The 25238-nt window shown below is 45.8% G+C and carries 26 protein-coding genes; 9 read left to right on the top strand and 17 right to left on the bottom strand.

The features are described from left to right. Positions 1-66 precede the first annotated feature (66 nt). The 8 genes from HW988_RS02270 to HW988_RS02235 form a co-directional block, all read right to left on the bottom strand. Positions 67-1074, bottom strand: a complete 1008-nt coding sequence (locus HW988_RS02270) for an aspartate-semialdehyde dehydrogenase (RefSeq protein WP_181606051.1) — start codon at positions 1072-1074, stop codon at positions 67-69. Beyond that, complete coding sequence (pssA, locus tag HW988_RS02265) at positions 1058-1921, bottom strand: CDP-diacylglycerol--serine O-phosphatidyltransferase (protein ID WP_181606050.1); 864 nt, start codon at positions 1919-1921, stop codon at positions 1058-1060. The genes HW988_RS02270 and pssA overlap by 17 nt, the downstream gene beginning before the upstream one ends. 18 nt (positions 1922-1939) lie before the next feature. Then, positions 1940-2596, bottom strand: coding sequence for a diacylglycerol/polyprenol kinase family protein (locus tag HW988_RS02260; protein ID WP_181606049.1), 657 nt, complete (start codon positions 2594-2596; stop codon positions 1940-1942). Positions 2597-2729: 133 nt separating this feature from the next. Then, complete coding sequence (locus HW988_RS02255; protein WP_181606048.1) at positions 2730-3950, bottom strand: MFS transporter; 1221 nt, start codon at positions 3948-3950, stop codon at positions 2730-2732. A gap of 38 nt (positions 3951-3988) precedes the next feature. Beyond that, complete coding sequence (locus HW988_RS02250) at positions 3989-6112, bottom strand: sorbosone dehydrogenase family protein (RefSeq protein ID WP_181606047.1); 2124 nt, start codon at positions 6110-6112, stop codon at positions 3989-3991. 64 nt (positions 6113-6176) lie between these two features. Continuing rightward, positions 6177-6683 carry a hypothetical protein gene (locus HW988_RS02245; protein WP_181606046.1) on the bottom strand — a complete coding sequence of 169 codons (507 nt, stop codon included), beginning with the start codon at positions 6681-6683 and terminating at the stop codon, positions 6177-6179. A 280-nt stretch (positions 6684-6963) separates the two neighbouring features. Further along, positions 6964-7368 carry a biopolymer transporter ExbD gene (locus HW988_RS02240; RefSeq protein WP_181606045.1) on the bottom strand — a complete coding sequence of 135 codons (405 nt, stop codon included), beginning with the start codon at positions 7366-7368 and terminating at the stop codon, positions 6964-6966. Positions 7369-7371: 3 nt separating this feature from the next. Continuing rightward, a complete protein-coding gene (locus HW988_RS02235) occupies positions 7372-8001 on the bottom strand; it encodes a MotA/TolQ/ExbB proton channel family protein (protein WP_181606044.1) in 630 nt (209 codons plus the stop codon). A 77-nt stretch (positions 8002-8078) separates the two neighbouring features. On the opposite strand from HW988_RS02235, the gene HW988_RS02230 reads away from it, so the two are divergent. Beyond that, positions 8079-9902: a sulfatase-like hydrolase/transferase gene (locus HW988_RS02230; protein ID WP_181607537.1), complete on the top strand. Its 1824-nt coding sequence runs from the start codon at positions 8079-8081 to the stop codon at positions 9900-9902. Here HW988_RS02230 and HW988_RS02225 read toward each other — a convergent pair whose 3' ends face one another. The 6 genes from HW988_RS02225 to HW988_RS02200 are packed head-to-tail and all read right to left on the bottom strand — an operon-like array spanning position 9903 to position 16575. Then, complete coding sequence (locus HW988_RS02225; RefSeq protein ID WP_181606043.1) at positions 9903-10580, bottom strand: protein phosphatase 2C domain-containing protein; 678 nt, start codon at positions 10578-10580, stop codon at positions 9903-9905. A gap of 1 nt (position 10581) precedes the next feature. Further along, positions 10582-12600 (bottom strand): FHA domain-containing protein, encoded by a 2019-nt coding sequence (locus tag HW988_RS02220; RefSeq protein ID WP_181606042.1) that lies wholly within the window; start codon positions 12598-12600, stop codon positions 10582-10584. Position 12601: 1 nt separating this feature from the next. Further along, positions 12602-13705, bottom strand: a complete 1104-nt coding sequence (locus HW988_RS02215; protein ID WP_181606041.1) for an FHA domain-containing protein — start codon at positions 13703-13705, stop codon at positions 12602-12604. Next, positions 13705-15330, bottom strand: coding sequence for an FHA domain-containing protein (locus HW988_RS02210; protein ID WP_181606040.1), 1626 nt, complete (start codon positions 15328-15330; stop codon positions 13705-13707). Before HW988_RS02210 ends, HW988_RS02215 begins: the two co-directional genes overlap by 1 nt. Further along, on the bottom strand, positions 15317-15667 hold the full coding sequence (locus HW988_RS02205) for a DUF192 domain-containing protein (protein ID WP_255490165.1): 351 nt from the start codon (positions 15665-15667) through the stop codon (positions 15317-15319). The genes HW988_RS02210 and HW988_RS02205 overlap by 14 nt, the downstream gene beginning before the upstream one ends. Continuing rightward, positions 15667-16575 (bottom strand): type II secretion system F family protein, encoded by a 909-nt coding sequence (locus tag HW988_RS02200; protein ID WP_246845808.1) that lies wholly within the window; start codon positions 16573-16575, stop codon positions 15667-15669. Before HW988_RS02200 ends, HW988_RS02205 begins: the two co-directional genes overlap by 1 nt. A 29-nt stretch (positions 16576-16604) precedes the next feature. Between HW988_RS02200 and HW988_RS02195 the strand changes: the two genes are divergently transcribed. Continuing rightward, positions 16605-17180: a nucleoside triphosphate pyrophosphatase gene (locus tag HW988_RS02195; RefSeq protein WP_181606039.1), complete on the top strand. Its 576-nt coding sequence runs from the start codon at positions 16605-16607 to the stop codon at positions 17178-17180. Here HW988_RS02195 and HW988_RS02190 read toward each other — a convergent pair. Together HW988_RS02190 and HW988_RS02185 are read right to left on the bottom strand one after the other, a co-directional pair. Beyond that, positions 17177-17863 (bottom strand): hypothetical protein, encoded by a 687-nt coding sequence (locus HW988_RS02190; RefSeq protein ID WP_181606038.1) that lies wholly within the window; start codon positions 17861-17863, stop codon positions 17177-17179. The genes HW988_RS02195 and HW988_RS02190 overlap by 4 nt on opposite strands. Before the next feature lie 38 nt (positions 17864-17901). After that, positions 17902-18297: a transposase gene (locus HW988_RS02185; RefSeq protein WP_255490164.1), complete on the bottom strand. Its 396-nt coding sequence runs from the start codon at positions 18295-18297 to the stop codon at positions 17902-17904. A 268-nt stretch (positions 18298-18565) separates the two neighbouring features. On the opposite strand from HW988_RS02185, the gene HW988_RS02180 reads away from it, so the two are divergent. From HW988_RS02180 to HW988_RS02165, 4 genes are all read left to right on the top strand, one after another. Continuing rightward, on the top strand, positions 18566-19216 hold the full coding sequence (locus HW988_RS02180; protein ID WP_181606036.1) for a YggS family pyridoxal phosphate-dependent enzyme: 651 nt from the start codon (positions 18566-18568) through the stop codon (positions 19214-19216). Between the two features lie 79 nt (positions 19217-19295). Beyond that, positions 19296-20123, top strand: a complete 828-nt coding sequence (locus HW988_RS02175; protein ID WP_181606035.1) for a pyrroline-5-carboxylate reductase — start codon at positions 19296-19298, stop codon at positions 20121-20123. A 61-nt stretch (positions 20124-20184) separates the two neighbouring features. After that, complete coding sequence (locus tag HW988_RS02170; RefSeq protein WP_255490163.1) at positions 20185-20742, top strand: DivIVA domain-containing protein; 558 nt, start codon at positions 20185-20187, stop codon at positions 20740-20742. A gap of 9 nt (positions 20743-20751) precedes the next feature. Beyond that, a complete protein-coding gene (locus tag HW988_RS02165) occupies positions 20752-21039 on the top strand; it encodes a DUF167 family protein (protein WP_181606034.1) in 288 nt (95 codons plus the stop codon). Here the strand turns inward: HW988_RS02165 and HW988_RS02160 are convergent. Further along, positions 21019-22167 (bottom strand): hypothetical protein, encoded by a 1149-nt coding sequence (locus tag HW988_RS02160; protein ID WP_255490162.1) that lies wholly within the window; start codon positions 22165-22167, stop codon positions 21019-21021. The genes HW988_RS02165 and HW988_RS02160 overlap by 21 nt on opposite strands. A 29-nt stretch (positions 22168-22196) precedes the next feature. On the opposite strand from HW988_RS02160, the gene HW988_RS02155 reads away from it, so the two are divergent. The 3 genes from HW988_RS02155 (at position 22197) to HW988_RS02145 (ending at position 25107) form a co-directional block, all read left to right on the top strand. After that, on the top strand, positions 22197-23414 hold the full coding sequence (locus HW988_RS02155; RefSeq protein ID WP_181606032.1) for an MFS transporter: 1218 nt from the start codon (positions 22197-22199) through the stop codon (positions 23412-23414). Positions 23415-23418: 4 nt separating this feature from the next. Beyond that, positions 23419-23745 (top strand): rhodanese-like domain-containing protein, encoded by a 327-nt coding sequence (locus HW988_RS02150; protein WP_181606031.1) that lies wholly within the window; start codon positions 23419-23421, stop codon positions 23743-23745. Positions 23746-24003: 258 nt separating this feature from the next. Then, positions 24004-25107: a porin gene (locus HW988_RS02145; RefSeq protein ID WP_181606030.1), complete on the top strand. Its 1104-nt coding sequence runs from the start codon at positions 24004-24006 to the stop codon at positions 25105-25107. Positions 25108-25238 lie beyond the last annotated feature (131 nt).

The raw sequence follows: 25238 nt of genomic DNA, 5'->3' as shown, positions 1-25238 counted from the left end.
TCAAAGTAACCAGCCCATCCAGACCTTCGTCGGTTCAATCGGATACGTTAGATTTAGCGGAGCGAACTAGAAGAACAATTGTTCTGCTATTTGGATACCGTTTAAAGCGGCACCCTTACGGATATTGTCAGACACCACCCACATCATCCACAGTTTGGAATCTTCAGGATCACGGTGGATACGGCCAACATACACAGGGTCTTTACCCGATACTTCTCTGGCTAGTGGGTAAACACTTCTTTTCGGGTCGTCTTGAACCACGATGCCGTCATGAGATGCCAAAGCCTCCGTAATCGCTTCGCGTGTCGTATCTTTTTTCAATGTCACCCAAACTGATTCACTGTGGGCATTCAATGCGGGGATACGAACTGTGAAAGCAGATACTTTCAATTGTGGCAGTCCCAAAATCTTGCGTGTCTCTTTCATGATTTTGACTTCTTCACTGCAGAAACCGTCATCATTGAAGGAGCCAATTTGCGGGATGCAATTGAACAAGATTGTATGAGGGAAAGTTTTTGGTTCATGCTTTTCTTGAGTTGCTTTGGAGGTTTGCTCCATCAACTCATCATAGCCACCTTGGCCAGCGCCACTTACTGCTTGATAGGTACTGACACGCACTTCATCCAAGCCGAATTTTTCTGACAAAGGTTTCAATGCAACCACCAATTGGATAGTGGAGCAGTTAGGATTTGCGATCACTTGAGGTTTTGAATCCTTGTTCAACAGATGACCGTTCACTTCAGGAACGATCAATACAGTGTTTGGATCCATACGGAAAGCAGCAGAGTTATCTACAGCAAAGGCACCTGCTTTAACAGCTTTCGGTGCCCACTCGGCAGAGATATCATCGCCAGAAGAAAAGAAAACAAGATCAAGACCCTCGAAACAGCCTTCTTTTAAAACCTGACAAGGCCACTGCTGACCTTGCAATTCGATTTTTTTACCCAGGGAGTTTTCAGAAGCAAAAGGACGAAGTTCCGCAATCGGGAACTCACGCTCTGCAAGAAGTGTCATGAACGTCTGGCCGACCATTCCGGTCGCGCCAACAACGCCTACTTTAAGTTTTCTTTTCATCTTTCTTGATCTCTTCCTCTTCCTCAAGCTCTTCGACTAAGTCACTTTCATGAACCGCGGCCGGTGCATAAACTGATGGTCTGATCTTACGGATGTTTTTACCCAATCTGAAGACACCGAAAACGGCACCAAGAGCTGCGTAACCCATGAACAGCACAAACAACATCACTTCAGGGCGAAGTGCGACGATAACAAGAACGCCGACTCCCAAAATCAAATAGCGGAATGGCAGACGCTCTTTCAAATCCAGATCTTTAAAGCTGCGGAAACGGAAGTTTGAAACCATCACCAACGCCAGCAAAATCGCCATCACCAACAAACCGTAGTTGCCAGATGGTTCTAAGCCCAAGTCTTTGATCGCCAAAACAGAAGAAGCCACGATACCTGCAGCCATCGGAATTGGGAGACCTTGGAAGTAGTTTTTCTCGACCACGTTTGCTTGCACGTTAAAACGAGCCAAGCGCAAAGCTCCACAAGCCACGAAAAGGAAACATGCAACCCAGCCTAAACGACCGAATGGTTGCAATGCCCACAAGAACAACAACACACCTGGTGCCATGCCGAAGCTGACTAGATCACAAAGTGAATCATATTCCGCTCCGAACTTACTTGTTGAGCGAGTCAAACGTGCTAAACGACCATCTAATTGGTCGAACACAGCTGCGACGACGATTGCGTATGCTGCCCATTCAAAGTTGCCTTTGATGGATTGAATAACTGCAAAGAAACCTGAGAACAGATTTCCAGTGGTCATCAAATTTGGAAGGATATAAATGTACATGTGCAAGCGCTGAGCGCGTGCTTCTTCAGTATCTAAATGCGAATTTGCTGTATGATCGTTTGCCATGTATCGGTTTTAGCCGACTTAAGCGAAAAATCCAAAGAAATAAAAGAGGATAGACAGTCCAACGGCACTCATCAACGGCAACGTCAGGTTGTCATCCAATTTTCCGATTGGAATCAACTCTGCAAATGCGCCCACAAGACCGGCAAGCAAGCTTACCACGATCACGCGATCCGTTAGATAGTTGTGATATAACAAGAAAGACAAAGTCAGTGCGGCACAAACAAAGAATGCAGCCATGAAACCTTGGATGGATTTATGACCGAAAATTTTGTCTTTACCGTATAGAATTCCGAAATAGCTGGCGATAGGATCCGCGAAAGCCAAGAACAACAATGTTAAAGCAACGATTGGACGCGGAAAAATAGCGTAAACAATCAGAACACCTGACAACAAAAACGTTGTTCCAGCGAGCTTTTTAACTTCGCTTTGGCGCATGATGGGTTTGAAGGCGTGAACTGCGAAGTCATTTAAGACTGCGTAGCGGTGGCGCAAAAAATCAAAGGGAACGAACAAAAGCCAAGCGACAACCAACAACGTGCCCGATACTTCCTTAGGAAGATAGACGTACGCCAAGAACATGGCAAAGACTGCCGTCATATGCCAAATTTTTCGAGCATAATGAATGTCCGAGCGCTTCTTAAGATCGACCAAGTTAAAGAATCCTTCTGTAATCATTCGAGCTCAACTTAAAGGCTCAACGGAGCAAGATCAATTTAAATGATACTACTCTAGCCGCTTGCATCAACCTTATGATTTACCTCAACTTATGCAAATCACAGAGGCACTTTTCTTTGTCAAAATTCAGGATTTAGGAACTTGTGGATGACGAAGCAGGAAGAGGTTTTAGTAACAACCCCACTCCCCCGCAGATTATCCAAAGAAGTCCGCACCCGACCATCACCGCGCGAATGGAAGTCATTTGGATCAACCACGGAGACGCCAAAGTAAAAATCAATGTACCCAATGACTCCAAAGCCATGCGCAGTCGAAACACTTTGGTGAGATCAGAGACAGCAAACTTTCTTTGCATCAAATCGATGAAAGCAAGATCATTTAAAGGCCCCATGAATCCAGTGAAAATGGAGGCGACGGCAATCCAGGCCACTGTTGGAGCAAAACCAACCGCAGCAATTCCCAATCCCCACAGAACGTAACCGCCATACATTAAAAACAACAAACGATGCCCCGCACGGGACCGATTTCCAAAATACAAGGCACCTGTAAGATTGCCGACGCCATAAGATGCCATCACCAAACCAAACATGCGAGCATCACCGCCCGACACCTGATGCACCAACAAAGCAAATCCCACGATGATTGATAAATTCCATGCACCGGCGGTCAACGCACGTGAAATAAAAACATACAACATCCCCGACTGACCTTGAATTAAACGAAAACCACTCATGACTGCTTCCGCAAAGCCCGTGCGCGCTTTGGGGGAAGGTACGTGTTCAGGTAAGTATTTTTTCAGCGAGCGTACGGAAAGAGCCGAAATAAAAAATGTTAGCGCATCGATCGTAAAGAAATGAATCATCGGTACGACAGCTGCCAGCAATCCCACAACCGCAGGCCCCACCATGCGTGCACCACGAATCGTCGTGCCCATCAAACCATTCGTGGACTGCAAAGTCTCAAGGTCTTTTGCGAGAAGAGGAATCGTGGCTTGAGTGGCCGGATCAAAAAATGCACTGAGTGCTGAAAGAATCAATGCCATCACGATCAAAAGCGAAAGTGGGACAGCCGTGAAAAATGAAACCATCACTGGAATCAGCACAATGACCATGCGGACTAAATCCACGCGATACATCGTCTGCTGAGGATTCCAACGATCGGCCCATTTACCGCCGATAAAACTTAACAACATCAACGATGCCGTTTGCCCCGCAGCCAGGTATCCCGTATTGGAGCCCATCAGATTCACGGCGAACCAAGTTAAACCCACACGATAAATTTCGTCACCGATGGATGAAAATGCCTGCCCTAACCAAAGACGTTGTAACTGCGGTTGCTTTAGGGCCTTGATCATCGAAAATACTTTCTTACTGAGCTAAATAGGGGCAGGCGCTATTGCGCGATATAATAAACGCCATCTTCAGGAGCAGGACATGCGTCCTTGAACAGGCGGCTGTGCGCCGGAACCAAATACACTCGACTCCATTTGTAGCCATCTTGTGAAATTCCTCGGCTGGATCTTGGATCGATGAACACGATATCTCCAGGATTTAACTGACCGCAAGCTTTTGCTGAAGTCGACGGCTGAAGACGAATGTTCCGCTTATCTTTTGCTGTGTATTTGGCATAACTGGAATCAATGTCTTTTGGTAAAGCATTCACCCATTGAGAAACCAGTTTGTTTAACTTGTCCCCCTCTGCGGTTCCGAAAAATTGCGGCTTATCAGCAGGAGGCATGGGTGTATATCCCTCTAGGTGTGCAATGGCACCATAAGCTTTACTGCGTTCCAAATCCTGCGGTGCGATCCAGCCATTCTTCACCAGGAAATCAAGATTGCTGAAACGATCTTTGGCAATATCATCGGCCTCCAGATTGCCGTGGCAACCCGTGCAATAGTTTTGAATCAGCTGACTTTGAATGCCCTTATATCCTTCAAGCAATTTTGGATCTTCTTTAACCGCGGATCTCCAGGCTAGCATTTGCACTTGCGGATCAAACGTAATGACAGAGCGATCACAAGCTTCACGGAAATTCGCCGTCTGAGTGCGAGCCAAACGAACGATCGTGCGATTCTCACGATCTTCCACAATCCAGATAGAACCATCACTTGCTTCGGTGAATGCAACTGGTGCACCTTTGGGGCGTTGGCCTTTCACTTCATTCCATTTGGAAATTACTTCTGTATAGGAAGCATGACGATCCATTCCCCCGCGTGGTTGGAATGGTTTCGGAATCGGGCAACCGCCCGGTTGATTAAACTGATACGAAGCTTTCGCTGTTGAGGCGTCCAATACTGGCAAACCTTTTTCATCAACATTATAGGCCACCAGGCGCTGGCCACTTGGTTGATAACCGTGCCACGTCACTAATAACTTTCCACCCAAAGAATCACGGAACATATTCCCGCGATAATAATCCATATGCAATGGCGCCACATGCGGAGGCATTAAGATATACGGAGGTTGATACTCGCCCGGCCCTTGGGCACTGGCTTGCGCACAGTTAACCGGCTTTCTGAATTGTTTGTGAATCGGAAGTTTTTTATTTTCAGGAAATTCCCATTCCGGGGAAGTCGCATGGAAATCATAGCAGTAAGGCCAACCGTAATGCGCGACTCTGCCCTTCTCCAAATCAATCACATTCATTTCTTCATACGGTTCTTCAAGTTCTGGAAAGTCGCGGCTGTTTTCACCTTGCACCAGGAATCCCGCATTGGATACCACCATTGCCATGGAGTTTCTTAAACCCGCTGCTGCATATTCAAATATCTCGACTCCCTCAGGAGGAAGTTTCTGCAGCAGATGTGCGGGAATGCGATATATCGCACCATTCCCTTGGGCTTGATCTTCTGAGCAGTATTTGTATTCACCAGTTCCCTGCACGATGCAGTGATCACTCGGCGATCCGGAGTTGATGTACATGTCGCCATTTCTGGGATCAAAAGCGAATTGGGAAAGAGGATGCATATAGCCCTCTTTACGAGGCACGTTACCGAAGACAAGTCTCCAGTCAGCGATCTTGCCATTCACGAAATGGAATTTGGAAATCTGATTTTTCTCGCCGATGTAAATGAAACCATCCGGTCCCATTCTTAAGCCATGGGGATTATCCAAACCGGCTTTGATCAAAGTCAGTCCATAGTTGCCACCCGCACCCGGTTTTAACAAAAACAGACGCCCATTTTTTGGAGCCCAGCCGCCCATGTCGACCACCAAGAACTGTTCTGTGCCTGGAAGTTGCAAAATAGTGCGCGGTTTGACAAAACCTTTGTTCGTCGCCGGATCCATAGCACGATCACGTGGCAAAACCATTCCCAGACAAGTACCCGGCATAGTTTCCACCATCAGACGAGGATAACCATCACAGGAACGATCGGTCGGATCATACAAGTAACCGCTTTTATCTAAAATCATTTTTGCAGAAGCTGCAGATCTTTGTGCGGAATCAGCGTCTTTGTTTTTTACAGAGGTGCATTGAACCAGACAAATAACGAATGCCAACAACAAAACGCGCATAAAAGATCCTCTTTAGATGTGGTTCTTTTATTGTGCGAAAGAAAACAGAAAAAATAAATGAGTTTTAAATTTTGGTAGAGCTCACACGGATGATTTCTTCAACTTGACGTCCAGAGCGTTCATAACGAATGGAGATTTCGTTTTCGCCTGGTTGAAGCTGGATGAGGTCCGTTTGATATTTGTCAGAACCCCGGTCAAACACAGATGCTGTGTAACCGTTGCTTTTATTCACGATTTGGATTTCACCCATGCGCACACCGCTGGTGCAGCTTTTGCCTTTGAACTGAACATACCCCGCATGAACCTCAAGCTGGCCGTTTTTTTTAGCACAATTCAAATCTACATCAGCAGATTGGTGCAAAGATGATTCGATTTTTTTGGGAGCAACCGCCGTCGGTGGCAAAGATGCAGGAGTACGGGCATTTGAATTAACGACAGAGGCCATCGATGTTTCTTCTGGCATAGCGCTATCTGCTTCAGTCAAACTTGCAAACGTACGTGCACCCAAAAGTACAACAAGGATGAACGTGATTGCGATAAATTGAATTTCTGATGCAGCTCTTTTGAACATGATTCTTTGATCGGCGTTCCCGAGCAGGACTTTAGCCGTATCAATTTGAGATTCCCCTCGAGAGCCCACTCTATGGTCGGGCCTTGAAGGGCGGCTGGGGGATAATTTGCTTTTGAGTTCTCGAAGTTTAAAAACGAAGCAGATTTTCTGCAAATCTCCTCTGAAAAACTCCACCAAGGGTTAACAATAATTTTTTGGAAAAGTAAAATAAGTCCCGCAAAGCGACAGCCGTGGCGGGAAAGAAAAAGGCCTTCTTTGCAGAAGGCCTTCATTTTGAGACTTATTTTTTATCGATGCTGATCGCGAATTTTTTGACTCCGGCTGATTTCACGATGTCGAGTAACCCGACGACCTTGCCATGTGGAACATCTTTATCGGCGGAAATAATCGCCTGAACTTCCGTATTTTTAGTCACTTCCTCGGTCGCTTTCGCGCGGACAGCTTCTTCATTCACGAATGTTCCGTTCAGATTAATACGACCATCCGCTGTTAGCGAGATATTCAATTTGCTTGGCGCGGTTTGATCACCGCTAGCGGCTTTTGGCAAATTAACATTAATCGAAGGCTTGATGAACATAGGAGCTGTCACCATGAAGATGATCAGAACCACCAGGATGATATCGACCAATGGGACAACGTTAATGTCCGATATGGCTTCGTTGTTTTCACCACTCTTCATTGCCATGGTTTAGATACCTTTTTTCTTAGCGTAAGCAAGGCACAACTCTTTCACACTCTCCAAAGAGTTGAAGATACCGCGCACTTGTTTGCTGTAGTAGTTGTAAGCAATAACTGCTGGAATCGCCACGAAAAGACCGGCTGCTGTTGCGACCAGGGCCATCGAAATCCCGGCCATCACTGTTTGTTGACCCGCTTCGGCAGCAGTCGCTAAGTCATTGAAGGCTTTCATGATACCCAAAACTGTACCGAACAATCCGATATACGGTGCATTCGATCCCAATGTTGCCAGAAAGTTCAAATATCTTTCCAAGTCAGGGCGTTCGGAAAGAGCAATCGTGTTAAAAATTTCTTCCAAACCTTTGCTACCAGACGCACGTAAGTATTTCATCGCTTGACCAGCTGCGCGACCTTCCAAAGAGTCTGGATCTTTCGCAAGATCTTCAATGTCTTCAACACTGTTGCTTTGTAGTGCTAGCTTGATTTTCGCTCTAACACGTTGTGATTCATTAGAAACTTTTCTTAAAGCAAAAAATCTCTCAAGAATCATCCCGATACTTAAAATGCTGAGAACAAGCAATAACCACAACACAACCTGATCGGCCAAATGAGCAACACCAAAAATTTTCTCTGCAAGCATCGAGCTGTCCTTTCAAAACTTTGACTAGCAAAAATTATTGATCCATTATCTCTAGATCCATGACACGTGGTCAAGATATGCAGAGAATCATTTTAGCCTTCGCACTATGCGTATTGAGCCTGGTCCAGATTGGTTGCCAATCAAGTGACAAGAGTTCAATTCTTATTATCGCTGCAGACAATCTTGCAGTGTCGGATATCTCTTGTTCTCCTGACACCATCTCCGGTACTAAGTCTGGTTTTCAATTGCTTTGCAACGAGTCAGTTCGCTTTACCCATGCATTTACGACTTCTACTTTGAGCGCACCCGCGTTGAGTTCTATTCTGACGGGTCTCTATCCTTACGAACATAATGTGCGACACAATGGCGCACCGGGTTTGGCCCCCGAGTTTGAACTCGCATCAGAAATTGCCGTTCATCAGGAATATCGCACCAGCTTCTTCACAGGTGGGCCACCGATCTTTCGTCGCTCAGGATTAAATCAGGGTTTCGAATTATTTGATGACTCCCTGGTTCCAGGATTTTCGAATCTATTTCGACCCTTTAAAAAGAACGCAAGCAGCTTCATGCAGTGGCTTCGCCATGATGTAGGCAACGGTCCGTTCTTCAGTGTACTTTACGCACCCGATTTGCAATTCACCAATACCATCACCACAACAGAACTGGGCGAGACTCGAAATTTAAGTTTCGAATCGCAAATCGATGAGTTCGACGAAAGCCTTCATGAGTTATTTACGCAGATGAAAACAGCTCGTCGCTGGGATAACACGACGGTGATTTTGGTCGGCTTAAGTGGTCATGAAAACGGCGACCACCGCGATCTTTCGACTTTGAATTTACACTCTGAAAACACCCAAGTGGCGCTTTTCATCAAGCCTGCTCAAAAAAAGAAAACAGAACAGCCGATTTACTGGAAAGTCGATCAAAACGTAAATCTCGCAGACCTGGGTAAAACGCTTTTTGAAATTCTTGGGGAAAGCGTCGTGGAAAACGACAACAGTGATTTCCCGGCTCACTCTTTGGCGGGTGTTTTGAAATCCCCTGTGGCGGACTGGGCAGAGGATCGGCCTTTTATTTTGGAATCTGGTTGGTCTTTGTGGAGAAATGCGGGCCCTTTACGTACGGCTGCGATTTCTCACCATGTCTTGTACATCAACGACGCGAATCCCAAGCTATTCAACACTTTGGTGGATCGCATGGAATTAAATCCCTTGCCTCTTTTGCAACAAAGTTTGTTGCCTACCACAAATCGCATCCAAGCATTGCTTAAGAAAAATCAATTCCCTTCATTCACGCCTCCAAATGAAGAGTGGATGGCAAGACTAAGCATTCCTTATGATCGTTGGACTCGCGCAGATCAAGAGCCCTTGTTGCTTCGCGATTTAAAACGCCTCAGCAGCAATAGCAACTATCACAGCCTGAATATTCTTAATTGGACAGCCCAGGTCGCATTGAACCAAAAAGATTGGGAAACTTTGCGTACTTTGGGTAAGAAAAACAATGTGCCGTTATGGCAATACATCGCCGATAAGAATCTAAATGCCAAGAATCTGAAAAATACGGATTCTTGCATAGAGCTTTTATCCATCAAAGAAATCGACAGCTCTCACTTGAAAGAGTGCAATGACAATCTTTTTATTGAGTTGGTGGATTGGCTTCGTTCAGATATTCGCGGGCTTTCCAAAGAAACTCAGCGCAAAAAATTTGAACGCTCTTTTAAAAACTATATGCTTGATCAAGAGATCCAGCGCAGCAATATAGCTTTAGGAATGATCTGGGATACAGCTCGCGAAAGTAGCTATGCACCATCGCGCGCAGAACTGGCATTACACCTGCCGGAATATGCAAAAATCCGCACCCAGGTTTATAAATCCCTGGCAACAATTGATCAGGAAGAATAGTTAAACAGCAATCAACCCCAGCCAGAATGGCAATTCGGGTTCTTCTTGAACCATCGACTGAGTAATAAGATTCAAATCAGTTTCATAGGATTGAAGACCCCACAACGCAGTCGCCACAGAGGTTCCGGCAAGCAAGATCAACTTATCACCCTCATTCACGTGAGTGTGTCCCGTCTGGATATTGACCGTTGGATCCAATCCTAAAAGCTGAGCTGGAAGTGGCGGCAGGCTGTGACCATCGCGAAGTTCCGATGCCAAATCACTTGCGACGCTTAAAGGCTGCACCCGTTGATTCTGTCTTTGTACAAAAATGCTGGGAGCTCCCACTTGGGCCCAGGCAACTTGCGTGCCTCGTCTAAACAATGCCAGGACTTCCACTCCAGAGGCGTATTCTTTACGATTTTCACCTCTATAAAGGGCATCATTGGCGATCATCAAAGCTGTGCGCACATAGTTCGCTTCATCACTTATACAAGTTAGGAATTCAAATGGCGAAGTCACTTCGACGTCTGCCTTGGCGGCACTGACGTATTTCACAACTTCAGTTAATGCTCGCTCCCCGTGCTCAGGTTGCCCCCAAGCCGTCACAACAACGATCAATGACCCGTCCTCTTCCACATGGATCTGAGGCTTAGGGCGCATGATCTTGCTGCTATAAGAGCGTTCCTGAAGTTTCATTTTACATAGCTCCGTATTTCTTAAGCTTGATATAGGCTTTCTTATAATACTCGCCGTCAGAAATATCGAGCTCCAGGATTTTCTTCCATTTCTCTTTGGCACCAGCTTTGGATTCGCCACCATCGACGTTACCAAAGCTTTCTTCAAGAATACCTTCTTGATACAAAGCCATCATCTGCTTACGAAGTTCCAACACCATCTTTTCGATTCTTGGTGGTACCTCTGGATTTTCTGGATCAATAGCTTTCGCTTCTCTTAAAGCACCGATGGCATCTTTAAGATTTCCATTCTGGTAGAACTTATCAGCTTTTTCCAGACTGCCTTTGATCTTTTGGTTCATTTGGTTACGAACCGAAGCAATACTTCGTCCGGCCATTCCTTTATAACCATTTGGATCTGGTAGACTTGAGCTAGTCACTTTGGTGTAGGCATCAATGATGTCCAAAGGTTTTTTACCTACTTTATGGAGAGCTTGTGCCTTGTCATAGATTGCTTTTAGACGCGCCACTCTTGCCGCATATTCAGCATTGGCTGCTTTTTTAACGTCACGAGCGGTGGTCAAAGCTTCCACTTGAGATTTCAATTCCAAAATTTTCGGGTGATCCGGATTGAATTGCAAAACGGATGTTAAGCAATTCTCCATCTCATCCATGGTGATATTTGGATTGATCTTTTTCTGACAGATGGCCGTTTGAGCCAGGATTTTTTGCTCAGCCTCGGCTTTGGCAGCTTCGATTTGCTGAATACGAATTTTTTCCTGCTCCAAATAGATCGCCTCCTTAGCCAGGCGTTGAATCTCTTTGGTGTCTTCATAATCAGGAACCAATTCATGAATCTTAACGATTTCATCCTGAGCCAATTGATACTTACCTTGCATATAAAGATTTTTGGCATCTTTATAGCGCTGACGGATCAATGACTGTTGTTCAGGCTTCAATTTATTAAATACTTCCTGCGGAGACCCCGGAGCCGCCACGGTGCCCGGCGCACCAACGGGTGCAGTATCTTTGTCGCCACCCTTAACCAGGTAAACGACAACCAACAACGCCACCGCACCGATCATTAATTTTGGACGGTGCTTTTGGAAATCGAATTTAGGTTTTACTTCTGGAGCTGGCGCCACAGGACCTGGCATTTGACCGTAGCCCTGATACTGCATCGGCACGCCACCTTGTTGCTGATAAGGCGCAATACCGTAGCCTTGCTGATCGTACTCTGCCGGCACCGGATTGTGCGACATTTGCACCAATGGATTTGGCGGAGCCACCTTTACCATGTCCAAACGACTTTGGAAGTGAGCATCGTGCAATTCAAAGAATAAATAGTTATCCAAAACCGTGATGGCATCGCCACTACGGATATTTGTCAAATCTGTGGATGAAATCGGGTTACCGTTAACCAACGTTCCATTCACACTGCCCAAATCAATAATTTGGTATTGATTGCCATTGCGACGAAGTTCAAATTGGCGACGGCTGACGCGTTGGTCACGAATCTGGATATGACAAGACGGATCTCGTCCTGCAATCCAGGAATCCCCCTCATCCAAACGGATCAGTTCTTTAGCATCACTGTTAGAATCAACAATTTTAATATAGGCCGCTGTCGGAGCCGCACCCACAATAGTTTTTTCCTCGCCACCAGACGTGCCACTTTGAACTGCAGGCAAGTAACTGCCTTCGGGATGCGATGGAGCATCCATTGATGGCGTAGGTTGCGCAGTTGCGGATGACATCAGGAAATCAAATTCATAAGGCGCAATAGTAAAAGTAAAACCGTGGTCCAAAGCCACTTGCTGAGTCGGTTCGCCATTCACCATCACTTCGCCGTAACGAGAGATCACTTGCAATGTCCACTGGCCATTGTCAGAGACTATTTTAAAGTGCTCACGGGAAATGCCTTTTTCAGGTTGCAGAACGATGTCACAGTCCTCTTTACGGCCTGCCACATACGAACGCCCCTCTTCCAGAGGCATGTTATATACTGTCTTTCCACGAAGACGAACTATAAGATGTGCCATATTAGAGTCGTCCTCCTTCCAGATTTAAAGTACATTCCTCGTAAAATTGCTTCGCTTCTTTATAACTTGGATCATCTCTGCGGTTCTGCAACATTGTAATCACATTAGAATAGTTCGACTGACACATGCGCCAGTTTTTCTTTTCACGATAACGACTGCCCTGGATCAAATTGAATTTTACCAACTCATCGAATTTGATTTTCGAAAGATGGTAATAACGTTTTGCCAGTTCATTTTCTGGATCCAGATTTAATACCACTTGGAACGCCTCACGCGCACGTGCGTATTGGCCCTGTTGGAAATCACGGAATCCACGGATAAAGTTTTCCTGCGCTCGCTTGTATTGAACGGAGTCGTACTTTTCCTTTTTAATATTCATCAATTCCTGTGTGCGCTTTTCCGCCTCGGCCACGTCCTGCATACTGATCGCAGACGTACGGAAGGCATTTTGGTCTTTGCCTTTTTTAGCTGGCGTCATCAGATACCAACCGATCAATCCTAAAACCACGATGATCGCATAAAAACGCGTCTTCGGATTTGAAAGCAGACCACCACTGCTTGCCGGACGTGGTGCTGGACGAGGCGCTTGTTGCTGATAGCCCACTCCTTGTGGGTGGCCCATCGGCATTTGCGGTCTTACCGCACCTGGAGGCATACTTGGCATTCCTGCCGCTGGCATTTGAGGCAAACCTGTCGGCGCAACTGGTTTTAATACCGACGCTGACGGAGTTGGCACTGGCGGAGCTGCTGGCATAACCGGCATCACGGGTTCTATGGCAACAGCTTCTGGAGTGAAGCGAATTTCAGAATCACCAATTTGAATCACCGAGCCTTTATGTAAAATCTCGGACTGAATACTTTCGCCATTGAGCATGACAAAGTTTTTCTGACTTAAATTGACGATCAGGAATTCATTTCCACGCTGACGGATTTCAGCGTGCTGACGACTGATACGTGGATCATTCGCCAAAACGATATCATTTTCTGGACCACGCCCCATAGTGGCGGCGCCGCTTGCAAATGAAAGACGAAGACCCGTGTGCGGACCTTTCACCACTTCAATATCAAACTTCAAAGCGTCTTTCACCTTAGAGGCTGCTCCCATTAGGATCCTCCCTCTGCCGGAGAGATCGTGATTACAAAGTAATCGATATCATTTGGCTGTGAAGACATTCCCTGACAACTTAAAATACATGGGTGACCGTTGAACTCCAACTGATCCGTATGAATCACGCGGGCATTGTCGCGGGTCTTTTGCATAAGACTGTCGATATTCTGCTGAAGAGCCACATCCGGAATCGCTTGGTACTGCTGTCCGATCAGTTGCGCAACTTCAGTACGGGCCACTTGTCCAAAGGAAGAGCTTCCCGCCATAATACGACCGTCTTTAGAAATCGCAATAGATGGGAAACCAATCAATTGAACCAAATTTTCAGCTTCGCCATCTTTATTGACGAAGCTACCCATTCCACCTTCAGCCCCGGCACCCTCACCGTGAATATAACGTGTCAGCAGACTATTGATATTCCCAATCAATGCCTGAAGTGGCGGGAACATGAAGTCCACGCTGGTATTATCTGTTTTCTCTCTCATGGCGGTATCGAGCTGTTGATTCAATGTCACCAGTGGATACTCAACCAGTTTGTACATAAAGAAGTACAAGATTAACCCCACCAATGTTGCAATCACCAGCGTCTGCATGAATAAACTGATCGCGCGACCATCATCAAAAGCCATGCTGCCAATATCATAAAGGACAATCGCATGAGCCTTCACCGATTGTTCTCCGGTATTTGGATCAAATAAACCGATTGGGAAACTTGCACCAATCGTGCTCGAGTCTACTTCGACAGATTCCGGGCGCATTTCACGACGGGCCTGATGCACGAATGGCAAATCAGGAGTCGTCCCTGCACGAGTGGCTGGAGCCAGGATCATACCATCTGACTGCTGCACAATGAGAACCTGCTTAACACCGTCCTCTGCTTCCGCCTGATTTGTTGTCAAAGAAGAATAACTATTTTGCAAAAGAGCAGATTGATTGATCGTCGCCAAAGTTCTGGCAATCGAAGCGGCACGACGTTTACTTTCAGTGATGATACTTGCTCGAGTGATTTGCACCATTGGAATCATCGCCAGCAATGTCGTGACAAAAATAAAGAGCACCACAAAGCCCAAAAGAACCATGCGGAATTCCAGATAAGTCGGAATTTTATAAACGCCCGGCAAAGCCACGCGGTCTAAATATTCCAGGAATCTTTCCCAAACTGCTTTCAAACCACCGGGACTGTAAGCCGGCGCTGCTTCTGGAGCGGGACCCGCAGGACCCGCCCCCATTGGCTGAGGCATGCCCATCGGTTGCGGCATTCCTTGTGGCACTGGCATTCCCTGCGGAATACCGTAACCTGGCTGCTGCATCACTGGAGCTTGCGCTCTTTTTTCGGGAGCTGGAATGATATCAACCAAGACATCGTGAATGCCCAGCTTATCACCTAAACGCATCAAGCCAGTCTGCATGCGCACACCGTTTAAATAAGTTCCGTTGCTGGATTTCAAATCAGTTACGACAATCTTATCACTGTAAACAACGATCTCGCTGTGTTCTTTGGACACGCCAGGGCTTGTGATTTTAATATCACAATGCGGAGAGCGACCGACTAGGTTTCTCCCCATTTTTAGCTCTAAAATGCCGCCGGCTTGAGGGCCGGACAAGATTCTAAGCGCCCACATTCAGCTGATCTCCCACTCTGATGTTCAACTTGCTGCTTACACCTGAAGCCATCTCAAATACAGATCTGGCACCCCATACTGGAAGCAAGAGCCTCCAGGGTTTCACATCTTTATAGACAGCTTTCACTTTCAAATTCTTATCTACAAATACACAATCAATTGCGAACTTCATGAAAAACGTATGGATGCTATTACATCTTAAGATCCACAAAGCATGATCTTCTGCCAGTGAACTACGACCCAAAAGACCCACTCCACGAGTGCGGATATCATCTGCAACCTCGAGATTCGGGATCAAAGTGGTTTTAGTTGTCGAGTTCTCAAGCTTCTTCATCATTATTTAGGTCCATACATAAATGAAATCGCAACCGGTCCAAAAACCATAATGAACACGGCTGGCAAAATAAATAACATCAACGGAATCAAAATTGCCTGAGACGCTTGCGCACCGGCTTTTTCAGCACGCACGAAACGCTCCAAACGCATTTGCACTGATTGATCTTTCAAAACCTGGGAAATGCTTGCCCCCGTCGCCTCGGCATCAATCAGGACAGCCACGAAGCTGGTAATCTCGTTCATATCCAAGCGCTCGCCCATTTCTTTAAGGGCTTGCGACTTGGAAGAGCCGATTTTTATATCTTTCAAAACAATATTGAACTCATCAGCCAGGACACTTTTAGTTCCTTGCGCCTTATCCACGATCTTTTGGATTGCCGAGAAAAAGTCCAAACCCGCTTCCACTGACAAAGCCAACAGATCGATAAAGAATGGCAGATCACCACGAACCGAAAGCTCACGTTTCTTTTTCTCACCTTTGGCGTGAATTTGCGGCAGATAGAAACCTATCAAGCCCACCCCAATACAACCTGCAAGTGGCAGTTCCAATTGCAGGGAAAAATTCATGATCAACAAAAATATCGGGAACATCACGCCCCATAGGAGCTGTAAGCCGATGAATTCATCCTCGTTCAATTCCTGAGACAGACCCGAAGTCATAATGAACTTGCGCACTTTTTTGCGGTAAGATTCACTGCGAATTCTAAGCGCATGTTGCAAAGTGAATTGATGCACTAATGGACGCGAGAAATTGATAATTGGATTTTTGGATTTAACTGGCTCGTCATTGTTAGCCCAGGACAATTGTTGCTTATCGTTGTTGCTGGCAAAGATCGAGTTTACGAATAGGAAGACCGCTACTCCTGCTAGGAGCAGACCCAAAATCAGCATTAACTCTGCACTTCCCATTTTGGCCTCTTCGTGTTCTATTCAGACTCATGAAAACATTGATCCTGGCTTCAGAGTCTCCACGCCGTAAACAATTGCTTCAACAAGCAGGTTTTTCATTCGACGTAGCATCAGTAAAAGTATCGGAAATTCCTGACAAAAACCTGAATGCAACGGAGCAGATTTTAGATATCGCCAGACGTAAAGCCAGAGCGGCATTCACTCACCTAAAGTCCAGTAAATTACAGGAGTTTACTCTCATTTCCGCCGACACTGAGGTGATTTTCGAGGGCCAACTGCAAGGAAAGCCCGCTGACAAGGATGACGCCTTTCAAATGTTAAGACGTTTGTCCGGAAAGACTCACGATGTACAGACCGGAGTCTGCATCATTGACTCTGCGACAGGGAAAGAGCTGTCTCAAATTGAAACGACAAAAGTTTTTTTCAAGAATCTGACGGACCAAGAAATCTGGACCTATATTGAATCCGGAGAACCGATGGATAAAGCCGGTGCCTATGGAATTCAGGGCTTGGGTGGGAAATTCGTCGAAAAATACGAAGGCCCATTCGACAACGTCGTGGGCCTTCCAGTGGAACTTGTTAAATCAATGCTCGCGAAAATTTAGAATACGTATTTCCAACCCAGAACCAGGCCGACACCTGTGCCGCGACCTGTTTCAAGTTTTATGTTGTTAACTGTTTGCGTATAACCAAAAGCTGTCGTGCGCACTTTCGCCTCCAAGGCGTTGCTTTCAGAAATCATGTAACCGACACCCGCTTGGACACCCACACCCGGCTGCAGATCTGTGATCTCGCTGTCTTCCAAACCAATTACCGGAAAAGATGTGTTTATACCGAATGGAATATAGAGCTGCTTAAAGCGGTAAATCGCATTTCCTTCGAAACCGATGATTCCAAGATATTCATCCTTGGTTGTTCCGAAAATCGCAACGCTTTCGCTTTTAACTTTACGGCCCAGATCGAAAAATCCACCAACGGAAAAGCCCCACGCCTGCTCGCCCCAGAAAAGAAAGTGAGCATCGATACCCAAACTTGCAGAGGATTTCAAATCGTACTCCGCAGCAGTCGTTGTTGACCCTGTCGTTGATTTTGCGTCCTTGAATTTCATGTCACTCAAAGTATTAAGATAAGCTCCCAATACGAAGTGACCAGAGTGCGATCCCGGTCCACTGCTTGGTGCGGATTTGCTGTCGTCCTCTTTCATCGCAGCGATTTCGTCTGCAGATTTTTCTTGAGCTCCGGCGGTGATTGACGCCAAAAGCGCGAATGCCAAAACGATCTTCTTCATTGTGTCCTCCCAGATGAATCAATCGTCATTAGTTTACGTCAAGCTGGCGCCTCTTTAAAATTGAAAATCTTGGCCTCGACCAAGTATTTCTGCACAGCTTGATCCGCTCGCACCGAATATTTAGGAATTAGAGCAACAACTCGGCTCCACGGTCGAAAATCCCAGAACTTATCTTTTAAAGCGCGAGTTTTTGCCGCACCCGTTACCACCATTGCAATGATTCCACTGATGGCCCTAATAAAAGAACTAAAAAGTTCGCGGTTTTTTAACTTTAAAACCAGCTGAAGATGATCCCCGCCATTCACAACTTCGCGCAACTGCACGCCGTAGCGTCGCGCCTGCAACGTCAGAATCTCGGAAATGCGTTTCCAGTTTTTATGGTTTCGGAATGACCAAGTGCCCTTGGCTTGATGGGAGAACAACACCACATGCATTGCATGTTTGGTGCTGATAGGTCGCGCTTTTTTGGCATTGCTGTTTTTTAAAAGCGCACCCCCGAACTGTTTTCGCAGCCGAGGGTCCTGAGATTTGTATATCGCTATTCGACGGGAGGAGCGGTACATGAACCATGTTATAGGAGCACCCCCAACCTTCGTCAAGAAAAAAGTAGCGATGGTATTTTTTAATGAAATTTCCAGGAATTAATGCGATCGCAACGCAGCAAAGATGGCAGGAGAGTAAAAAGATTGCTAGGTTTGCCCCATGAGCTTTCAGGAAATTCGCGCCGAAATCGGTGCTGACAAAATTCTTGCCGTTTCCAAACTTCAACCGATTGAAAAGATCCGCGATCTTTACCAACAAGGTCAGCGCAAGTTTGGCGAAAACTACGTTCAAGAAGCCTTAGAGAAGCAAGAGCAACTGAAAGATTTAAGCGATATCGAATGGCATCTGATCGGCCACCTTCAAAAAAACAAAGCAAAGTTCGTGGTGGGTCAATTTGCCCTCATTCATTCCGTGGATTCTTTGGAACTTGCACAAACCCTCAGTCGCCAATGCGACAGTAAAAAGGTCAGTCAAAAGATATTGCTTCAGGTGAACCTTGCCCACGAAGAAAGCAAGGGTGGGTTTGATAAAAACTCCTTGATCGCAAAATGGCAAGAGGTCGCAAGCCTCCCCCATTTAACTATTGACGGTTTAATGACCATGCCTCCCCTGACGGAAACTGGCGAAGAGGTTCGTCGTTACTTCCAGGAACTGCGTGAACTTCAACAGTCGCTTGCTAAAAATACGGATTTAACGCGACATCCGCTTAAAACGCTATCCATGGGAACCAGCAATGATTTTAGGGTTGCCATCCAAGAGGGCGCCACATTGGTTCGCTTAGGCACAATTCTATTTGGAGCAAGAAATTAACCGAAATTAGATTCATCGGAGTCTGACATAGTGGATGATTTCGTTTGGCGAATTCCCAAGCTGAAGGTAGGATGAATCTATGAACCCACTGCTCAAAGCTCAAAAAATCGGATTTCTGGGTGCAGGTAACATGGCACAAGCCATGATCAAAGGCCTTATCGAAGGCGGTATTCCTGCTAATCACATTTACGCTACCAACAGATCAGAAGGAAAATTGGTTAAACTGGTTGAACAGTATAAAATCAATTCTCTTCCGAACAATGAAGACCTGATCGATATTTGTGACATCATCATCTTGGCAGTAAAGCCTCAGGATCTTTTAACTGCTTTAGAACCAGTTGGAAGAGCCTTTGATGAAAACAAAATTGTTATCAGCGTAGCCGCCGGTGTGCGTATGCAAATGCTTGAGCGCTTCCTCAACGGAGCTCGCATAGCCCGCGTGATGCCGAACACTCCATCCGTGATCGGTCGCGGAGTTATTGGTTATCTATTAAATGAAGACGATGACGACGCTTTAGAAAGCACCGTTGAAGATCTGTTCGAACCCCTGGGCCGAGTGATCAAAGTAACAGATGAAGATCAATTCGAAGCTTTGATGATTTCTTGCTCCAGCGGAACGGGATTTGTCTTTGAAATGATGATGTATTGGCAGGATTGGATCGAAGAACACGGATTTTCGATTGAAGAAGCCCGCGTCATGACCATTGAGACATTTGTAGGAGCCTCTTTGCTGGCCGCCCAAGCTCGCGAAAACGTCGAAGACCTCCAAGCCCGCGTTACATCCAAAAAAGGCGTCACGGCAGCTGGACTTCAGTCCATGAGAGAGCTTGAAATCGAGCGCGCCCTTAGAATCAGCTTCGAAAAGGCCGCGATGAGAAACAAAGAAATGGCCCGGGAAATCAAATAACCTTGCCGGGTGCCTGAATAGACTTTTATCCTTATTTCATAGTGTTCAAGGAGGAACAGACATGAAAATCACACCCATTGATATAGCTCACAAATCATTTGGTAAAAGAATGATGGGTCTCGACACTGATGAGGTTATGGATTTCCTCCAACAGGTCGCCGCACAAATGGAAGCTTTAATTCAAGATAGAAACTCTCTTAAAGAAGCTCTTCGCGAAAAAGAACTGTCCTTGATGGAGTATAAAGAGCGCGATCAAGTTTTGAAAGAAACAATCGCTACTGCAACTCAGATGGCAGACCGCCTTCGCCAGGATGCGGAACGCGAAGCTAAGCTGATCACTGCCGATGCCAACCAAAAAGCAGAGATCATCACTCGGGATTCCCGCGATTCTTTGAAACGCATGTATCAAGAAGTGAATGAACTTAAACGTGCTCGCATGCAGTTTGAAGCGAATTTGAAAGCATTAGCACAAGCTCACCTTTCTTTGCTTGAACAAGGCGAAAAGTATATGCCACAAATGCATTTGCAAAATCAAAACTTTGTAAATAACCCAAATAGCACAGGCACTGCGACAGGCAATACACGATCGACAAATATTTCTCCGCTATCCGCAGAGTAATTAAAGTCCGTGATTGAAGAAATCAAAGGTGGAGTTCGGCTCCACCTTTTTATTCAGCCCAAGTCTTCCAAGAATCAAATCGTGGGTCCCCACAACGGCATGCTAAAAATTAAGATCTCCGCCCCACCCGTTGATGGCGAAGCGAATACCGAACTGATCGAATATCTTGCTAAATTTTTTAAAGTTCCAAAGCGTAATGTCACGTTGATTAAAGGCGACACCGGCAGACAGAAAACTGTCGATGTCGAAGGTATTTCCTTAAGCGATGCAAAAGCCTTAGTGACCGCCGCGCTTTAGTTCCACTTCAAATTCGGTTTTATCCAGCTGCTGCTGCAGATTCACGTCAGATTTCTTTTTCTTCTTTTTTGTCGGACGAGGCTTGAACTGCTTTTGATCGACACCATCATCGGTCGCTTCTTTGAATTTGCGAGTATTCGGAGTGCTGATCTGAGTATCGGAACGATCATACATACCTGAACGCCCCATAGGCGCAGAACTTGGCGTCGGATTGTACGTCGGAGTATAAGTTTCTTCAGCATAACCTTCCGTCATATCAAAGCTATAACGAATAAAACCACCGATGTGATAACCTGCAGCTGTATTTTCACCTGCCACGGTTGCGCCACCATTTGCTTGCAAACTCCACTTAGAATCAATCACCCAAGTGGCATAAAAAAGAGTGTCGATCAAAGACGGATTCACAGAATAAAACCTATAAGATCCCGCATTCACATTTTGCAGATACGCATTGCGAATGTATTTTGTGTTCGTGTCTTTGTCGTTGGATAAAGATTGACTGCCGATCAACTCTCCACCAAAGCGAAACGCATTTGCTTTTAACTGCAAACCACCACCCCAAGGAAGCAACGAAGATCTGCCATCACCGCGATAGTCATATCCCAACCAGCCATACATACGAATCGTACCGAAATCTTTTTGCGCCGTTAAGCGCCCCCAAAATTCAAAGACACCTTCGGAATTTAAAGCATCATCGCCAGTTCCATTGACCTCTTGAAAGGGAATCAACAAGCCAAACTCAGGTACCAGCTGTAACCAACCGTCATAGGCGATGAAATCTAGCCCCCCAATGAAATCCGTAAAGCTTGTGTTGGTGCGCGTTGCGACGGAGTTCTTACTTTCCGCCGAACTCAAAGTTCCAGAGGCGAAAACGGACCAATTTTTAGCAGGCATATAGCGGGTGCCAAAATCGATATCCAAAAGTTGGTAATGGTTTCCACTGGTTAGGTTGCTTGATCCATCCCCAAAGTTTTCGTAATTGGCTTCCGAATAAAAGAAATTCGTGCCCAATTCGAAATCCCAGCGATCCCTGCGAAACTCTTTGTAATTATCAAAGGCCATCGCGGTGGAACTTGCCACCAATAAACTCAACAGGAACGCGCTCAAACACTGAAGATTATTTGCCATTTTCATAAGTTCCTAATAATAACAACCCCATGACCACGACATCAAACAAATCACAGCTCGCTATCATATTTTTTACTGTTTTCCTTTATCTTGTGGGCTTTGGTGTAGTCATTCCAATCATCCCACTCCTTAGCAAAAACTTTGGAGCCACGGCTCTGCAAACTGGCTTGCTTCTCTCAGTATATTCTTTGATGCAGTTTCTGTTTTCTCCGTTTTGGGGCCGCCTCAGTGATCGTATGGGTCGCCGCCCGATTTTATTGTTCTGCCTTTTGGGCGAGGGACTTTCTTATATCTTGTTTGCTTGGGCCCGCAGCCTTGAGTGGTTGTTTGTTGCGCGCTTACTGGCTGGATTCTTTGGCGCAAGTCTTTCCACAGCTTCAGCTTACATTTCCGATATCACTCCCAAACACGAACGCTCCAAAGGCATGGCTTTGATTGGCGCCGCTTTCGGCCTGGGTTTCGTTGTGGGCCCGGCACTGGGTGGTCTGCTTGCAGTCTGGGGTCACCACATCAACGAGGCTCCGCACTTTGATACTTCTTTTTCATTTTGCTGGGTTGCTGCTTTATGTTTTGCAAACTTCCTTTTCGGCATCAAATTCCTGAAAGAATCTTTATCAGAGAAAAGCGAATCAGCAGCTAAGAAAAAACGCTTCTCTGTTATGTGGCACTATTTGAACATAAAAACAGTGGGTGCCTTGATGTCAGTTTTCTTACTTTCCTCTCTGGCGATGTCGGGAATGGAAGCGACGTTGATTCTGTTCATGGGTGACAAGTTCCAATGGACAATCAAACAAGTCAGCTTTGGTTTTGCTTACATCGGTTTGATTATTATTTTCACGCAAGGTTTTTTAGTGCGCCGTATGCTGCCTAAGTTTGGCGAACGCCAAGTTTTGCGCGTGGGCTTGGTTTGCTTTGCCGTCGGACTTACGACAATTGCTATCTCTGATACACTTTTCGGAATGGCGATTGCGATGACTTTGCTTTCATTGGGCAATGGCTTATCAAATCCTTCTGTTCTTGGCAGCATCAGCTTGCTGACCGATCCCAAAGAGCAAGGCGCTGCGATGGGCGTTACTCAAAGCATGGCCTCCTTGGGGCGCATCTTGGGACCCGCTATTGGTGGAGCCCTTTACGGAAGTGTTGCGATGACAGCGCCATTCTGGGTTTCTGGAACCTTGGCCTTTGCAGCTTTAGCTATCGTCATCATTAATTTCAAACTGATCCCTGATCATGCGCGTGTAGGTTAAAAACATGGATATTTCTCAACTTGGACACTTCCAATTCAACAATCTGATCAAGGGCCGCATCCCCATGATTTTGGTTAATCTAGGCGTGGATCTAAAGTCTTTATATGGACAGGTTGAAGCCCTTCATATCGACAATTGCCAAATCGTGGGATCAACGGACGAAATCGTCAGCCAGGTGGAAAGTAAAAAACTTCCTGCTCACTATCCGATCGTGATCATCGATCAGAACGGAAACACCTACTCCCCGCTGGTACAAGCCCTGGAGGCAAAAGGTTTCAACAATGTCTACACAGTGAAAGACGGCCTTACCGGATTACAAAAAGAAAACTAACAAGCATAAACGGGGATTTCAAAATCCCCGTTTTCTTTTTCATCAGAACTTGGTTAGTTTTTTGTTAGTGTCTTAGAAGCAACATCTTTACTTCTCTCTGTCATTTCCCAAGCACGACAAGTCATTTACACGCAAAGCACCGACAAGCGACATAAATGGATATTCCGTTGTTGGCCCAAAGAATTGACTATAGCATAATGACATCGTTAACGGACATAACGAACAACTTAACCAAAACTTTTTATAGAAGGACATTTAATGAAAAAGTTTTTCATCGCCGCTTTGGCAACGACAACAGCTGTATCAGCTGCAAAAGCAGGTACTTTGAATTTTGATGCACGCGCAGACTATGATACGTCGACGTACACGGACTCTGCTCTTCAGGATTCAAACAAATTTTACTTCAAAACTATTCGCTTGGATTACCAAGGAAAAGTTAACGAAGAACTTTCTATGCGCCTACGTGCTGCATACAACAAGAATGCGACACAAACATCGGGTTCGGGTGACAACTCTCAGACAGCACTTGAGTTCGCTTACTTGACCCATAAAATGGGCGACATGTCTTTGCAAATCGGTAAATTGGGTTCTGAGTACGGTACTCTAGAGTCTCAAACTTCTGGCGCAGACTTGTACCTTACTTCTCAAGCCTACACAAAGACTGGTCCAAACGGGAACTTGCAAGGTCTTTGGTTGAATACATCCAGCCTACTATACGTGTTGGGTGCTAAATTGGCTTGGAACATGACTCCAGACCAATCTCTTTCTTTGGTAGCTTTCAAAACTCCAGATGGTTCAACAACACCAACTGCACCTCCTCCAGCTGCAACTTCAAATGCAATGATGGAAGGCCTTATCTATAAAGGTGCTTTCATGGATAAAAACTTTAAAGTAATGGCTTCTTACCACTACGGTACAGGCACACCAACTAAAGACATGTACAACTTGTATTCAGCTGGCTTCAACTGGACAATGGGAGCAGCTTGGAACTTGGAAGTTGATTACACAGCTTCTGACTTCAAGAGAGATTCTACTGGCGCGAAAGATTCTATTTGGTCTGCAATCGGTAAACTTGCTTACACTGGTTGGGAACAATGGACTCCACGCCTAGAGCTAATTTCTTCTTCAGAAAAAGTTGAAACAAACGGCACGGCAGCGAACAATGGTACAAATGAATTCATGGGTTACGGCGCGGTTCTTGAATTCAAACCGATGGCTGATACGAACTTCCGCTACCACGTTGCATACAGCAACACGACTCAGAAGTTCTCTGACAGAACTGCTCCAGCAACGAATTTAGCTGATGCTAAAGTTGACCAAATCACAATCGGCGCTCGTATGAACGCTGACTTCTTGAAATAGTCAAAAGAGTCGCATAACCGACTTTTATCAAGGGAGGCCCCAAAGCCTCCCTTCTTTTTTCCCCAACTTCGACGCGCCGCTGCTACCAAAAACCGCCAGGCACCTTTTGCGAGTACGTTTTCCGAGCTGGA

The sequence above is a fragment of the Bdellovibrio sp. KM01 genome, assembly GCF_013752535.1.
Classification (GTDB): domain Bacteria; phylum Bdellovibrionota; class Bdellovibrionia; order Bdellovibrionales; family Bdellovibrionaceae; genus Bdellovibrio.
Note: the sequence above shows the minus strand (reverse complement) of the source record. Positions and strands in the feature narration are given on the sequence as shown.